We start from the raw sequence: 14,757 nt of genomic DNA on the forward strand, positions 1-14,757 counted from the left end.
TATTAAGGCAAGGGACTAGACCATGCATTTCACCATTCAACGCGAAGCCCTGTTGAAACCCCTGCAACTGGTCGCAGGCGTCGTCGAGCGCCGACAGACCTTGCCGGTGCTTTCCAACGTATTGCTGGTTGTCGAAGGCCAGCAATTGTCCTTGACCGGTACCGACCTGGAAGTCGAGCTGGTCGGTCGCGTCCAGCTCGAAGAGCCCGCCGAACCCGGCGAGATCACCGTGCCGGCGCGCAAGCTGATGGACATCTGCAAGAGCCTGCCCAACGACGCGCTGATCGACATCAAGGTTGATGAGCAAAAGCTGGTGGTCAAGGCCGGTCGCAGCCGTTTCACCCTGTCGACCTTGCCGGCCAACGACTTCCCGACCGTGGAAGAAGGCCCAGGCTCGCTGACCTGCAGCCTGGAACAAAGCCGACTGCGCCGCTTGATCGAGCGCACCAGCTTCGCCATGGCCCAGCAGGACGTGCGTTATTACCTTAACGGCATGCTGCTGGAAGTTTCCGAAGGCATCATCCGCGCCGTAGCCACCGATGGTCACCGACTGGCCATGTGCTCGATGAAGGCCGATATCGGTCAGCCGGATCGCCACCAGGTGATCGTGCCGCGTAAAGGTATTCTGGAACTCGCGCGCCTGCTGACTGAGCCGGATGGCAATGTCAGTATCGTGCTGGGCCAGCACCACATCCGCGCGACCACTGGCGAGTTCACCTTCACTTCCAAGCTGGTTGACGGCAAGTTCCCGGATTACGAGCGCGTTCTGCCTAAAGGCGGCGACAAGCTGGTGATCGGTGATCGTCAGGCCCTGCGTGAAGCGTTCAGCCGTACCGCTATTCTTTCCAACGAGAAATACCGTGGTATCCGCCTGCAATTGGCCAACGGCCAACTGAAAATCCAGGCGAATAACCCTGAGCAGGAAGAAGCGGAAGAAGAAGTGGGCGTCGACTACAACGGCGGCAACCTGGAAATCGGCTTCAACGTCAGCTACCTGCTGGACGTGCTGGGCGTGATGACCACTGAACAGGTCCGCCTGATTCTGTCTGACTCCAACAGCAGCGCCCTGGTACAAGAATCCGACAACGATGACTCGGCTTACGTTGTCATGCCGATGCGCCTGTAATCATGTTCAGCAGAAGCTAGATGTCCCTCAGTCGCGTCTCGGTCACCGCGGTGCGCAATTTGCACCCGGTGACCTTCTCCCCCTCCCCCCGCATCAATATCCTCCACGGCGCCAACGGCAGTGGCAAAACCAGCGTGCTGGAAGCCATTCACCTGCTGGGGCTCGCTCGTTCCTTTCGCAGTGCCCGCTTGTTGCCGGTGATTCAGTACGAGCAACTGGCGTGCACAGTATTTGGCCAAGTCGAATTGGCCGAAGGCGGTCATAGCAGCCTGGGGATTTCTCGTGATCGTCAGGGGGAGTTTCAAATCCGCATCGATGGGCAGAATGCTCGTAGTGCTGCGCAGCTGGCAGAAATCCTGCCGCTGCAACTGATCAACCCGGACAGCTTCCGCTTGCTGGAAGGCGCGCCAAAAATCCGCAGGCAATTCCTCGATTGGGGAGTGTTCCACGTGGAACCGCGTTTCATGGCCACTTGGCAGCGCCTGCAGAAGGCCCTGCGGCAGCGGAACTCATGGCTGCGGCATGGTACACTTGACGCCGCTTCGCAAGCTGCTTGGGACCGGGAACTGTGCCTGGCCAGCGCTGAAATAGATGAATACCGCCGCGCCTATATCAAAGCCTTGAAACCAGTCTTTGAGCAGACCTTGAGCGAGTTACTTGAACTCGAGGGGCTGACGTTGAGCTACTACCGTGGTTGGGACAAAGACCGGGAACTGAGTGCAGTGCTCGCGACATCCTTGCAACGGGATCAGCAAATTGGTCACACCCAGGCCGGACCACAACGGGCTGATTTGCGCCTTAGATTGGGCGCACACAATGCTGCGGATATCTTGTCCCGCGGTCAGCAGAAGTTGGTGGTCTGCGCTTTGCGTATCGCCCAGGGGCATCTGGTTAGCCAGGCCCGGCGCGGGCAATGTATTTATCTGGTGGATGACTTGCCGTCCGAACTGGACGAGCAGCACCGCCGCGCGTTATGCCGCTTGTTGGAAGACTTACGCTGCCAGGTGTTTATCACCTGTGTAGACCACGAATTATTGAGGGAAGGCTGGCAGACGGAAACGCCAGTCGCTTTGTTCCACGTGGAACAAGGCCGTATCACCCAGACCCACGACCATCGGGAGTGAAGGCATGAGCGAAGAAAATACGAATACGTACGACTCGACCAGCATTAAAGTGCTTAAAGGTTTGGATGCCGTACGCAAACGTCCCGGTATGTACATCGGTGATACCGATGATGGCAGCGGTCTGCACCACATGGTGTTCGAGGTGGTCGATAACTCGATCGACGAAGCTTTGGCCGGTCACTGCGACGACATCAGCATCATCATCCACCCGGACGAATCCATCACCGTACGCGACAACGGTCGCGGCATTCCGGTAGATGTGCATAAAGAAGAAGGCGTTTCGGCGGCAGAGGTCATCATGACCGTGCTCCACGCCGGCGGTAAGTTCGACGATAACTCCTATAAAGTATCCGGCGGTTTGCACGGTGTAGGTGTTTCGGTAGTAAACGCCCTTTCTGAAGAGCTGATCCTGACTGTACGTCGTAGCGGCAAGATCTGGGAACAGACTTACGTTCATGGTGTTCCACAGGAACCGATGAAAATCGTCGGTGACAGCGAAAGCACTGGTACGCAGATTCACTTCAAGCCTTCGGCTGAAACCTTCAAGAACATCCACTTCAGCTGGGACATTCTGGCCAAGCGGATTCGTGAACTGTCCTTCCTGAACTCCGGTGTGGGTATCGTCCTCAAGGACGAACGCAGCGGCAAGGAAGAGCTGTTCAAGTACGAAGGCGGCCTGCGTGCGTTCGTTGAATACCTGAACACCAACAAGACCGCGGTCAATCAGGTGTTCCACTTCAACATCCAGCGTGAAGACGGCATCGGCGTAGAAATCGCCCTGCAGTGGAACGACAGCTTCAACGAGAACCTGTTGTGCTTCACCAACAACATTCCTCAGCGCGATGGCGGTACTCACCTGGTGGGTTTCCGTTCTGCACTGACGCGTAACCTGAACACCTACATCGAAGCGGAAGGCCTGGCGAAGAAACACAAAGTCGCCACCACCGGTGACGATGCCCGCGAAGGCCTGACCGCCATTATCTCGGTCAAGGTTCCGGATCCGAAGTTCAGCTCCCAGACCAAAGACAAGCTGGTGTCCTCCGAAGTGAAGACAGCGGTCGAACAGGAAATGGGCAAGTACTTCTCCGACTTCCTGCTGGAAAACCCGAACGAAGCCAAGCTGGTTGTCGGCAAGATGATCGACGCAGCACGGGCTCGTGAAGCGGCGCGTAAAGCCCGTGAGATGACGCGTCGTAAAGGTGCGCTGGATATCGCCGGCCTGCCGGGCAAACTGGCTGACTGCCAGGAGAAAGACCCTGCCCTCTCCGAACTGTACCTGGTGGAAGGTGACTCTGCTGGCGGTTCCGCCAAGCAGGGTCGCAACCGTCGCACCCAGGCCATCCTGCCGTTGAAGGGTAAGATCCTCAACGTCGAGAAGGCGCGTTTCGACAAGATGATTTCCTCGCAGGAAGTCGGCACCTTGATCACCGCCCTGGGCTGTGGCATCGGCCGCGATGAGTACAACATCGACAAGCTGCGCTATCACAACATCATCATCATGACCGATGCTGACGTTGACGGTTCGCACATCCGCACCCTGCTGCTGACGTTCTTCTTCCGTCAGTTGCCGGAGTTGATCGAGCGTGGCTACATCTACATCGCCCAGCCGCCGTTGTACAAAGTGAAAAAAGGCAAGCAAGAGCAATACATCAAAGACGACGACGCCATGGAAGAGTACATGACGCAGTCGGCCCTGGAAGATGCGAGCCTGCACTTGAACGACGAAGCCCCGGGCATCTCCGGTGAAGCGTTGGAGCGCCTGGTAAACGACTTCCGCATGGTGATGAAGACCCTCAAGCGTTTGTCGCGCCTGTACCCCCAGGAGCTGACCGAGCACTTCATCTACCTGCCATCCGTCAGCCTGGAGCAGTTGGGTGATCATGCCCACATGCAGGCTTGGTTGGCCCAGTACGAAGTCCGCCTGCGTACCGTTGAAAAATCCGGCCTGGTCTACAAAGCCAGCCTGCGTGAAGACCGTGAACGTAACGTCTGGCTGCCAGAGGTCGAACTGATCTCCCACGGCCTGTCGAACTACGTCACCTTCAACCGCGACTTCTTCGGCAGCAACGACTACAAGACGGTTGTTACCCTCGGCGCGCAACTGAGCACCCTGCTGGACGACGGTGCTTACATTCAGCGTGGCGAGCGCAAGAAAGCGGTCAAAGAGTTCAAGGAAGCCCTGGACTGGTTGATGGCGGAAAGCACCAAGCGCCATACCATTCAGCGATACAAAGGTCTGGGCGAAATGAACCCGGATCAGCTGTGGGAAACCACCATGGACCCAGCCCAGCGTCGCATGCTGCGCGTGACCATCGAAGACGCCATTGGCGCGGACCAGATCTTCAACACCCTGATGGGTGATGCGGTCGAGCCTCGTCGTGACTTCATCGAGAGCAATGCCCTGGCGGTTTCCAACCTGGACTTCTGATCAGGTTGCAGCGCAAAAACAAAAAAGGCCAACGCTTAGCGTTGGCCTTTTTTATGGGCTGGATATGAGCATTTTATAAATGCTCCACGTGGAACATCTCAGTCCTCGGAAGCCGCCGTCACACTCTCCAACCGATATCCGTACCCATAGATCGTCAGCAACTGCCAACCCCGATCCGCCGTCAGCCCGAGCTTATTCCGCAGCCGATAAATATGCGTATCCAGCGGCCGCGACGACACCATCTCCTCATGGGTCCAGAACCGTTCATACAGGTACTCTCGAGACAGCGGCCGCGCCAGGTTCTCAAACAGGCACCGCGCCAGGCGGTATTCGCGCTCCGTCAGGCTGATGGGTTTTCCCGCCCTGCTCACCGTGAGTTCAGCATCATCAAAGGTCAGGTCATTGAAGGTATGCACCTCACTGGCTGCAGACTTCTGCAACCCGTGGCGACGCAGAACGGCATTCACCCGAGCCTTAAGCTCATTGGGACGAAACGGCTTGCTGACGTAATCATCGGCACCACTGTTCAGCGCCTGGACGATATCGCTCTCGGCATCGCGGCTGGTAAGCATGATGGCGGCTGGCGGCGCTTCCATGTGCTCGCGGGTCCAGCGCAGCAATGCCAGGCCACTGAGGTCGGGCAGTTGCCAGTCAAGGATCAGCAAGTCGAAGGTCTCGCGGCGCAGTTGTCGCAGCAGGTCTTCTCCACGCTCGAAGCAGTGCAGGGTCCATGGCTGATCCGCAGCGCTGGGGATTTGTCGCAGTGTCTGTTCCACCCGCCGCAGTTCAGCAGGTTCGTCATCCAATATTGCGACACGCATGGCAGGGTCCTTTCTTATTGAAGAATGCGGGCATCGAATCTGAACAATTATGGCCAGATTCTCAGGCCCTCTGAATCTCTCGGTACGCTGATATCAAATGGCCGCAAGCCATTGAAAATCGTCAACACCCAAGCTGGGAAGATACCGGCTCGAGACCTTCAGGAAAAGGATCAATGGCAATCTGGTTTTATGCTGTTTCGAGACGTATGGCCGTTCTGGGGAAGGTTGATGTATGGGGAAGACTGGTATTGGTGGTGATGGTTGCTACGCTGGGCACGGAAACGGTCGGGGCCAATAAGCCGGCGATACCTATGCCGTTCGAGGAACGGCAGACTTTGAGTGAGCCCGGCAATGGCATGGGCTTCGCCCGTTCACCGTTTCAGCAACTCAGCGAACAGCAGCAGACCCAACGTTGGGTATTTTAAGTACCCGCAAATCTGAACAAATGTTGCGAATCGGTCCGATGCACCTATGTTGTAGGTAAATTCGCTTTCGCTGGATGACACACGGATTGGAGCGACGGAAGTGCTCCGACACAGGGACGTGTCATCTTCTGCAATGGATCTCACGCTCCCAGATATTTCGGCTATCGACTGGATACCTCATCGAGTATCGTAGACGGTACTCAAGGTCTTCCCGCTGCAAGACGCTGCCTGAAAGTGCTTTCTGATGACCCATTAGAACTAGAATCTTGATGAGCGCCATGACCTTTTTCCCTTGCCGATTCCGCTCTGCCGCTTCTACGCTGTTGAGTTCGGGCCTGATCGTTACGCTTGGCGTAGTGAGTCTTCCGGCCTTGGCACGCCCTGCCCCTCCCCGTGCACCCTATATCGACGACAACCGGATGTGCCGCGCGCAACCGCTTCCGGCAGTGGTGCAGCACCTCACGGGTGAAGCCTGGAAACTGGATGCCAAGGGTGTGTCCACGGCCCTGGAAGAAGGCATGTTCATCGATGAACAAGAAAGCGTAAAAACCTCATCGGGCGCATTTGTCAGCCTGTTGCTGGGGGACGGCTCGCGGATTGTCTTGCCCTCCAGCTCCCAGGTCCGATTGCATCTGGTCGAGGAGCAATCCATTCCCCAGGTGATTCTTGAAGAAGGTCAGGTCGAGGCTTACGTGATCAAGCGTGCCAGCGACTATGACCGTTTCCAGATCATGACCCCGGTGGGCGTTCTAGGGGTACGCGGCACGCATTTCCGTGTGCGTAACGATGGCGAACAATCGCTGGTGGAAGTACTCAACGGGCAAGTGGCGGTCAATCGTGATGACGCTCCACCGAGCCCGCGCCCTATCAAGAAGAAGCCCATTACCGGTCCAGTCTCTGGTGAAGTAAAGGTTGGTGCGCGGCAGGGCCTCGCGTTCAAGAAACAAGGCGAACTCAAACCCGTGGAACTGCTTGATGCGCCACGGTTGGTCGGCCAGGACGGCCAAAAGGGCGATGCGCCTGTCTGGACCCTGTTCCTGCGGCCATTGGCCGGGGCCCAACGCTACCGGGCCCAGGTCGCGACCGATAAGGAGTTTCTGAACATCAAGCAGGAAAACTTCTCCGACAAGCCGCAAATGCGCTTCACTGGGCTGAAAGCATCGTTCTATCACGTTCGCTTGTCGGCATATGATGAACACGGGCTTGAGGGAGAAACCGGGGTTTATGACATTTTCTATTACCCACCCGCGAACCGCGTGCAGTAGTGCCCTGGACGCGAGCCGGTGAGGCTGTGGCACAGGGCTGAAAAGCGCCAACCGACTCAGGCTCAGCGGCTGTTCAATGGCCTGGTGCGCGAATGGCTGTGGGTCAGCCTGTTGCTATTACCCATCACGGCCTTCCTGTCCCTGAGCCCTGGCCTGGCCCTCAATAACCTGCTGTATGACAGCCTCCGCCGGCTGGCGCCTTTATCGGTGGATCCACGCATCCTGCTGGTAACGATCGACGACCGAAGCCTGAAGGAGCTCGGCCAATGGCCGTGGTCCCGACGTGTGCATGCCGACCTGCTTGATCGGCTGAGCGCCGCCAAGCCTGCCGGCATCCTGTTTGATGTGATCTTCAGCGAGCCCGCCCGGGAGCCAGCCAATGACCTGCGCCTGGCCGAGGCTATGTGCAGCGCTGGCAACGTCCTGTTGCCTTTGATTCGTGAAGGTTCGCCACGCTACGGCCAGCCTGTGGCGCAAATCCTGCCTGTGTTGCCCTTGCGTGATTGCGCCCGTAGCGTCGGCCATATCAACGTGGAAGCGGACAGCGACGGCATCGTTCGAAGCCTGTATTTGCGTGAAGGTCCACCCGGTAATTTGACACCGCAGTTAGCCTGGCTGGCGTTTGAACTGAGCGGCCAGCGATCCGGAATGCCGGGCGCACCTGGTCCGTCGGAAAGCTCCAGCTGGCAGCGGGAAAATGCCATTCGAATTCCTTTTATTGCCAGTCATGCTGGCTTTCCCAGCGTGCCGTATATCAGTGTCTTGCGCGGGGAGGTGCCATCCGAGTTGCTGCGCGACCGCTTGATCCTGATTGGCGCTACGGCACCGGGCATGGGCGACCGTTATGTCACGCCGCTTTCGGCCAGTGTCGGCACCACCCCGGGCGTGGAGATCCAGGCAAATATTCTCAATGGCTTGCTGCAAGGGCGCAGTATTGTCGATCTGCCCGTGTGGATGGCGACGCTACTGGCCACCGCGATGGTCGCGGTGCTGTTGGGCCTTCTGCTGTTTCGACCGCGTTATGCACTGTGGCTGACCCTCGGTTGCATGGGGGCTGCGCTTCTGGGTTCTTGGGGCCTGTTGCGCCTGGGCCATTGGTGGTCGCCGGCAGCAAGTCTGGTTGGCATGTTGCTCAGCTATCTGATCTGGAACTGGCGGCGCCTGAGCGTGATCCTGGCCTACTTCGGCTGGGAACTGGCACGCCTGGACAACGAACCCAAAGTGCTCCCGGAGCGCCGTCGAGCGCCCGCCAGCCAGGGTGATGTATTGCAGGGACGAATCTTCGCCCTCGAACAAGCGGTCAGCCGTACCCGGGACACTCGTCGCTTCATGGCCGATGGGCTGGAATGTTTGCCTGTAGCAACCTTGATTACCGATCCCAAGGGCAACGTCCTGCTGGCCAATCGAATTGCCCGCGATGTGTTCGGCAATGAACTGGTGGCCGAAAACCTCTTGGATCAGCTCGCCACATTAGGTTATCCACCGCTGCAGGACGGTGTTCGCCCTGCCCTGTCGACGCTGGAGATTGTCGAGTTCCGCGACACCCTTGACCGCAGCCTGCGCCTCGACCTGGCGCCGCTGCTGCCCGCAGACGGTGACGTGGCCCTGGGCTGGCTGCTGAGCCTCACAGACCTGAGCATTGAGCGTGATGCCCAGCAGCAACGGGAGACCCTGCTGCGCTTTCTGTCCCATGACTTGCGTGCGCCGCATTCGGCGATCCTGGCCCTGTTGGATGTTCAGGACACCGCCGCGCCGATATTTGCGCAGATCGAACAACAAGTCCGCCGTGCCCTGAACCTGACCGAATCATTCGTGCAGCTGGCGAAAGCCGAATCCGATGGCTACCAATTCCAGCCCAGCCTGTTCGCCATGTTGGTGCTCGACGCATTTGATCAAGTCGCAGTGCACGCCCAGTTGAAAGGCATTCGCCTGGTCCATCACCTGGATGAAGACGGCGAAGAAACGGTGTGGGCAGACCAATCGCTGCTGACCCGCGCCTTGTTCAACCTGTTGGAAAATGCGGTGAAATACAGCCCATCGGGCACCACCGTTACGTTAAGCCTGACCAGCCATGAAGACGCTTTGCAGTGCCGTATCAGCGACCAGGGGCGAGGAATCTCCCCGCAGGATTTGCCCGAACTCTTCGCTCAATACCGGCGCTTCGCTTCGGCTCAGGGCAGTGAAGGATTGGGGTTGGGGCTGACCATGGTCAAGGCCGTCGTGGATCGTCACGGTGGGAGAATTCGCTGCGAGAGCGAGGTGGATAAAGGTACGACCTTCATCCTTCAACTGCCATTGTGGCGAGACTGAATCGCGGCTTTTCACCTGTGCATAAAAAACCGGTCTCAAGGACCGGTTTTTTAATGCGGAAAAAACTTATGCACCTTTTCCGCCGTTTTATGAGCTTGGGAAATATGTAAGTAAATCAGCAGCCTATAAGCTAAAAAGCGCAATTCGCCAACAAACCGTACACAGGTTATCCACAGAAACTCAAATCACCGGCGTGTCGACCACAACCGGCTCCGGCGGCAACGAACCCATGGCCCTTTGTTGCGCTTCATTCCATGCCTGGGCACGGTCGTTCAGCGCTGCAATGGCACGTGGGCCTTCGCCCTCGGCATACATGGGCTCGCCAATGATTACAGTGATGGTGCCTTCACGCTTGGCCCAGCCGGTCTTTGGCCAGAACTTGCCGGCATTGTGGGCAATTGGCAGCACCGGCAGCCCGGCGTTCACCGCCAGGGCCGTACCGCCACGTGAGAACTTGCCCACAGTGCCGTAGGGCACGCGTGTGCCTTCAGGGAAGATCAGCACCCAAACCCCATCCTTCAACAGCTCATCGCCCTTCTTGGCCACATGCTTGAGTGCGGCCTTGGGGTTGTCGCGGTCGATGGCGATCGGTCGCAGCATGGCCATGGCCCAGCCGAAGAATGGTACGTATAGCAGCTCACGCTTGAGCACTTGGCTCAGGGGCGAGAAATACGCAGACAGGAAAAAGGTTTCCCAGGTGCTCTGGTGGTTCGACAGAATCACACAAGGCTGGTCCGGGACGTTTTCGGCGCCCCTGATCTCGAAACGAATGTTCAGGAACACCTTGGTCAACCACAGCGCGCAGTTGCACCAAAAGACGTTGATGAAACGATAGCGCGCCTTGAACGGCAGGAAAGGCGCGATAAAAAAGCTCAGGGTGCACCAGAGAAAAGAGCTGGTGCCCAACAGCAGGTAAAAGAAGAAGGTTCTGATGGCCTGCAAAATCGACATGGCGGCATTTACCGTTGCGGGACAACGCCCGCCTGTTAAAAGCGCGCTCCCGAACAGTCCTTGGTCAGGAAGTCAGAAGGGCTGCTAGTTGTTGATAAGTTCTGCGGCAACCGCCGCCAGATCGTCAAAAATCAAAGTACCTACCGGCAGGGTTTTAGCCTGGGTCTTTTCGCCTTTCCCGGTTTTTACCAAAACTGGCTGAGAGTCGACGGCTTTGGCGGCTTCCAGGTCACCGAGGCTGTCCCCGACAAACCATAGCCCAGCCAACGGCACGTTGTAATGTTCAGCAATAGTTTTAAGCATACCCGGTTTGGGCTTGCGGCAATCGCAGCCTTCATCCGGGCCGTGCGGGCAATACACCACCAGCCCTACTTCACCGCCCTGCTCGGCCACCAGCGTGCGCAGGCGCGCGTGCATGGCGTCGAGGGTGGCGATGTCGTAGTAGCCGCGGGCGATGCCGGACTGGTTGGTGGCGATGGCCACCGTCCAGCCCGCTTTACTCAACTGCGCGATGGCCTCGATCGAGCCGGGCAGTGGAATCCATTCCGCCACCGATTTGATGTAAGCGTCGGAGTCGTAATTGATCACTCCGTCCCGATCGAGAATCAGCAGTTTCAACATGGTCAGCTCAGTACGGAAATGTCAGCGATATTGATGAACAGGCCGCGCAGGCGCGCCAGCATGGCGTAGCGGTTTTTCCGCACGCCCGCGTCTTCGGCATTGATCATCACCGCTTCGAAGAACGCATCCACCGGCTCACGCAACGTGGCCAGGCGCGCCAAGGCTTCGGCGTAGTTGCGTTCGGCGATCAGCGGCTTCACTGCATTTTCTGCCTTGGCGATGGCCGAGTTCAGCGAGAACTCCTTGGCATCGGCAAACAGGCCCGGGTCGACTTCGGCATTGCCGAGGTTGTCGGCCTTGCTCAGCAGGTTCGACACACGCTTGTTCACGGCGGCCAGGGCACCGGCTTCCGGCAGCTTGCGGAAGGCCTGTACGGCCTGCACACGCTGGTCGAAGTCCAGCGCCGAACCTGGTTGCAGGGCACGTACCGACAGGTACACCGAAACATCCACGCCTTCGTCTTCGTAACGCGCACGCAGACGGTCGAACACGAACTCCAGCACTTGCTCGGCCAGGCCCGCTTGCTTGACCTTGGCACCGAACTGGCCAACCGCAAACACCACGGCCTGGGTCAGGTCGAGGTCGAGCTTCTTGTCGATCAGGATGCGCAGCACGCCCAGGGCCGCACGGCGCAGCGCATACGGGTCTTTGCTGCCGGTAGGCAACATGCCGATACCGAAGATACCGACGAGGGTATCCAGCTTGTCAGCGATGGCCACGGCCGCACCGGTGAGGGTGGTCGGCAGCTCGGCGCCGGCACCGCGCGGCATGTACTGCTCGTTCAGCGCGAGGGCGACGTCTTGCGGCTCGCCATCATTCAGGGCGTAGTAGTAACCGGCAACACCTTGCATCTCCGGGAACTCGCCGACCATCTCGGTGGCCAGGTCGCACTTGGACAGCAGGCCGGCACGCGCAGCCCAGGCAGCATCGCCACCAATGCGTGGCGCGATGTAGGCCGCCAGCTTGGAAACCCGTACGGCCTTGTCGTATACGCTGCCGAGTTTTTCCTGGAACACCACGTTCTGCAGGCGCAGGTTGAAGTCTTCGAGCTTCTGCTTCTTGTCTTGCTTGAAGAAGAACTCGGCGTCAGTCAGGCGCGGGCGAACGACTTTTTCGTTACCGGCGATGATCTGCTGCGGGTCCTTGCTCTCGATGTTGGCCACGGTGATGAAGCGCGGCAGCAGCTTGCCGTCGACGTCCAGCAGGCAGAAATACTTCTGGTTGTCCTGCATGGTGGTGATCAGCGCTTCCTGCGGCACGTCGAGGAAACGCTCCTCGAACGAGCACACCAGCGGCACTGGCCATTCAACCAAAGCGGTCACTTCGTCCAGCAGGCTTGGCGGCACGATGGCGGTGCCTTCCTGCAGGCGGGCCAGCTCTTCGGTACGCTTGCTGATCAGCTCGCGGCGCTCATTGGCATCCGCCAGCACATAGGCTGCACGCAGGTCATTGAGGTAGTTGGCGGGCGCGGTGATTCGCACGGCTTCAGGATGGTGGAAGCGGTGGCCACGTGAATCACGGCCGGCCTTCTGGGCGAGGATGGTGCAGTCGATGACCTGGTCACCGAGCAGCATCACCAGCCATTGGGTCGGGCGCACGAACTCTTCCTTGCGGGCACCCCAGCGCATGCGCTTGGGAATCGGCAGGTCGTTCAGCGAGTCTTCAACGATGGTCGGCAACAGGCTGGCGGTCGGCTTGCCGGTGATGACCTGGCTGAAACGCAGCTTCGGGCCACTCTGGTCGATTTCGCTCAGCTCGACGCCACACTTCTTGGCAAAACCAAGGGCGGCTTGAGTCGGGTTGCCTTCAGCATCGAAGGCGGCCTGGCGTGGCGGGCCGTCGAGGTTGATGCTGCGGTCCGGCTGCTGGGTTTCCAGTGCGGTGAGCAACACAGCCAGTCGGCGCGGCGCGGCGTAGACTTTTTTTGCGGCGAACTTCAGGCCAGCGGTTTGCAGGCCTTTTTCGATACCGGCCAGGAATGCGTCGGCCAGGGTATTCAGTGCCTTGGGTGGCAGCTCTTCGGTGCCCAGTTCAACCAGGAAATCTTGAGCACTCATTGTGCAGCCTCCAGCTTAGCCAACACTTCATCACGCAGGTCCGGGGTGGCCATCGGGAAGCCCAGCTTGGCGCGAGCCAACAGGTAGGCTTGGGCGACGGAACGCGCCAGGGTGCGTACACGCAGGATGTATTGCTGGCGCGCAGTTACCGAGATGGCACGACGGGCGTCCAGCAGGTTGAAGGTGTGGGATGCCTTCAGAACCATTTCATAGCTTGGCAACGGCAGCGGCTGATCCAGTTCGATCAGGCGCTTGGCTTCGCTTTCATAGAAGTCGAACAGTTCGAACAGCTTCTCGACGTTCGCGTGTTCGAAGTTGTAGGTCGACTGCTCCACTTCGTTCTGGTGGAACACGTCGCCGTAGGTCACCTTGCCGAACGGGCCGTCAGCCCACACCAGGTCGTAGACCGAGTCCACGCCTTGCAGGTACATGGCCAGGCGCTCGAGACCGTAGGTGATCTCGCCGGTCACCGGGTAGCACTCGATGCCGCCGGCTTGCTGGAAGTAAGTGAACTGCGTCACTTCCATGCCGTTGAGCCAGACTTCCCAGCCCAGGCCCCAGGCGCCCAGGGTTGGCGATTCCCAGTTGTCTTCGACGAAACGGATGTCGTGGACCAGCGGGTCCAGGCCGACATGTTTCAACGAGCCCAGGTACAGCTCCTGGAAGTTGTCCGGGTTTGGCTTCAGAACCACCTGGAACTGGTAGTAGTGCTGCAGGCGGTTCGGGTTTTCGCCGTAGCGGCCGTCAGTCGGGCGACGACTGGGCTGCACATAAGCGGCGTTCCAGGTTTCCGGGCCGATGGCCCGCAGGAAGGTAGCGGTGTGGAAAGTGCCGGCGCCTACTTCCATATCGTAGGGCTGAAGTACCACACAACCTTGCTCGGCCCAGTATTGCTGGAGGGCGAGGATCAAGTCTTGGAAGGTACGCACGGCTGGCGTAGGCTGGCTCACGAAATTCACCTGTTACTTGGGCTGCGATTTAAAGAGCGGGAGTATACCCGATTCGGCCGCGCCACCATCCCCTGGAGCCTTATGCCACGCTGCTTTTGGTGTTCTGAAGATCCGCTGTACATGGCTTATCACGATCAGGAGTGGGGAACGCCGCTGCGCGATGCGCAGGGACTGTTCGAGTTGCTTTTGCTCGAAGGGTTCCAGGCGGGCCTGTCCTGGATCACCGTTTTACGCAAACGCGAGCATTATCGAAAGGTCTTGTTCGGCTTTGATGCGCAGCGTCTGGCCCAACTGAGCGATGCCGAGATCGAAGCGCTGATGCTCGATTCGGGCATCGTGCGTAACCGCCTGAAACTCAATGCCACCCGGCGCAATGCCGCCGCCTGGCTGGCGCTGCAGGACCCCGTGGAGTTTCTGTGGTCGTTTGTGGGCGGCGTGCCCAAGGTCAATCATTTCAAGGACCGCAGCCAGGTCCCGGCCATTACGCCGGAGGCTGAGGCCATGAGCAAAGCCTTGAAAAAATCCGGCTTCACCTTCGTCGGGCCGACCATCTGCTACGCGTTCATGCAGGCCTCGGGCATGGTCATGGACCACACTCAGGACTGCGACCGTTACGCGGACCTCGCCAACGCCGGTTAGAATGGCGGCTTTGCGCACCACACACGATCAGGAGTGACCT

General features: G+C 58.8%; 12 protein-coding genes. 7 read left to right on the forward strand and 5 right to left on the reverse strand.

What is annotated here, in order from left to right:
* The first annotated feature begins 22 nt into the window (after positions 1–22).
* From dnaN to gyrB, 3 genes are read left to right on the forward strand one after another with little or no spacing between them, the layout of a single operon-like run.
* The gene (dnaN, locus tag HX839_RS07555) at positions 23–1,126 is read left to right on the forward strand and encodes a DNA polymerase III subunit beta (protein WP_003213582.1); all 1,104 of its coding nucleotides are present in this window, start codon (positions 23–25) and stop codon (positions 1,124–1,126) included.
* A gap of 20 nt (positions 1,127–1,146) precedes the next feature.
* Positions 1,147–2,250 (forward strand): DNA replication/repair protein RecF, encoded by a 1,104-nt coding sequence (recF, locus tag HX839_RS07560; RefSeq protein ID WP_003213585.1) that lies wholly within the window; start codon positions 1,147–1,149, stop codon positions 2,248–2,250.
* Between the two features lie 4 nt (positions 2,251–2,254).
* On the forward strand, positions 2,255–4,678 hold the full coding sequence (gene gyrB / locus HX839_RS07565) for a DNA topoisomerase (ATP-hydrolyzing) subunit B (RefSeq protein WP_003213587.1): 2,424 nt from the start codon (positions 2,255–2,257) through the stop codon (positions 4,676–4,678).
* A gap of 98 nt (positions 4,679–4,776) precedes the next feature.
* On the opposite strand, the gene HX839_RS07570 is transcribed toward gyrB, so the two are convergent.
* Entirely contained in the window at positions 4,777–5,499 is a 723-nt protein-coding gene (locus HX839_RS07570) for a response regulator transcription factor (protein WP_003213588.1), read from the reverse strand.
* A gap of 173 nt (positions 5,500–5,672) precedes the next feature.
* Here HX839_RS07570 and HX839_RS07575 point away from each other — a divergent pair, with 173 nt between their 5' ends.
* The 3 genes from HX839_RS07575 to HX839_RS07585 all read left to right on the forward strand — a co-directional run bounded on the left by HX839_RS07575 (position 5,673) and on the right by HX839_RS07585 (position 9,499).
* Positions 5,673–5,924 carry a hypothetical protein gene (locus HX839_RS07575; RefSeq protein ID WP_003213590.1) on the forward strand — a complete coding sequence of 84 codons (252 nt, stop codon included), beginning with the start codon at positions 5,673–5,675 and terminating at the stop codon, positions 5,922–5,924.
* A 269-nt stretch (positions 5,925–6,193) separates the two neighbouring features.
* Positions 6,194–7,189 carry a FecR domain-containing protein gene (locus HX839_RS07580; RefSeq protein WP_250884777.1) on the forward strand — a complete coding sequence of 332 codons (996 nt, stop codon included), beginning with the start codon at positions 6,194–6,196 and terminating at the stop codon, positions 7,187–7,189.
* An 18-nt stretch (positions 7,190–7,207) separates the two neighbouring features.
* Complete coding sequence (locus tag HX839_RS07585) at positions 7,208–9,499, forward strand: CHASE2 domain-containing protein (protein ID WP_177066913.1); 2,292 nt, start codon at positions 7,208–7,210, stop codon at positions 9,497–9,499.
* Between the two features lie 180 nt (positions 9,500–9,679).
* Here the strand turns inward: HX839_RS07585 and HX839_RS07590 are convergent, their stop codons facing one another.
* From HX839_RS07590 to glyQ, 4 genes are all read right to left on the reverse strand, one after another.
* Positions 9,680–10,450, reverse strand: a complete 771-nt coding sequence (locus HX839_RS07590) for a 1-acyl-sn-glycerol-3-phosphate acyltransferase (RefSeq protein ID WP_177009015.1) — start codon at positions 10,448–10,450, stop codon at positions 9,680–9,682.
* A gap of 84 nt (positions 10,451–10,534) precedes the next feature.
* On the reverse strand, positions 10,535–11,071 hold the full coding sequence (gene gmhB / locus HX839_RS07595) for a D-glycero-beta-D-manno-heptose 1,7-bisphosphate 7-phosphatase (protein ID WP_166742131.1): 537 nt from the start codon (positions 11,069–11,071) through the stop codon (positions 10,535–10,537).
* A 2-nt stretch (positions 11,072–11,073) separates the two neighbouring features.
* The gene (glyS, locus tag HX839_RS07600; protein ID WP_003213599.1) at positions 11,074–13,128 is read right to left on the reverse strand and encodes a glycine--tRNA ligase subunit beta; all 2,055 of its coding nucleotides are present in this window, start codon (positions 13,126–13,128) and stop codon (positions 11,074–11,076) included.
* Positions 13,125–14,078, reverse strand: a complete 954-nt coding sequence (glyQ, locus tag HX839_RS07605; protein ID WP_003213601.1) for a glycine--tRNA ligase subunit alpha — start codon at positions 14,076–14,078, stop codon at positions 13,125–13,127. The genes glyS and glyQ overlap by 4 nt, the downstream gene beginning before the upstream one ends.
* 81 nt (positions 14,079–14,159) lie before the next feature.
* Here glyQ and HX839_RS07610 point away from each other — a divergent pair, with 81 nt between their 5' ends.
* Positions 14,160–14,717 (forward strand): DNA-3-methyladenine glycosylase I, encoded by a 558-nt coding sequence (locus HX839_RS07610; RefSeq protein ID WP_177066914.1) that lies wholly within the window; start codon positions 14,160–14,162, stop codon positions 14,715–14,717.
* Positions 14,718–14,757 lie beyond the last annotated feature (40 nt).

It is taken from the genome of Pseudomonas sp. I8001 (genome assembly GCF_013385345.1).
Classification (GTDB): Bacteria; Pseudomonadota; Gammaproteobacteria; order Pseudomonadales; family Pseudomonadaceae; genus Aquipseudomonas.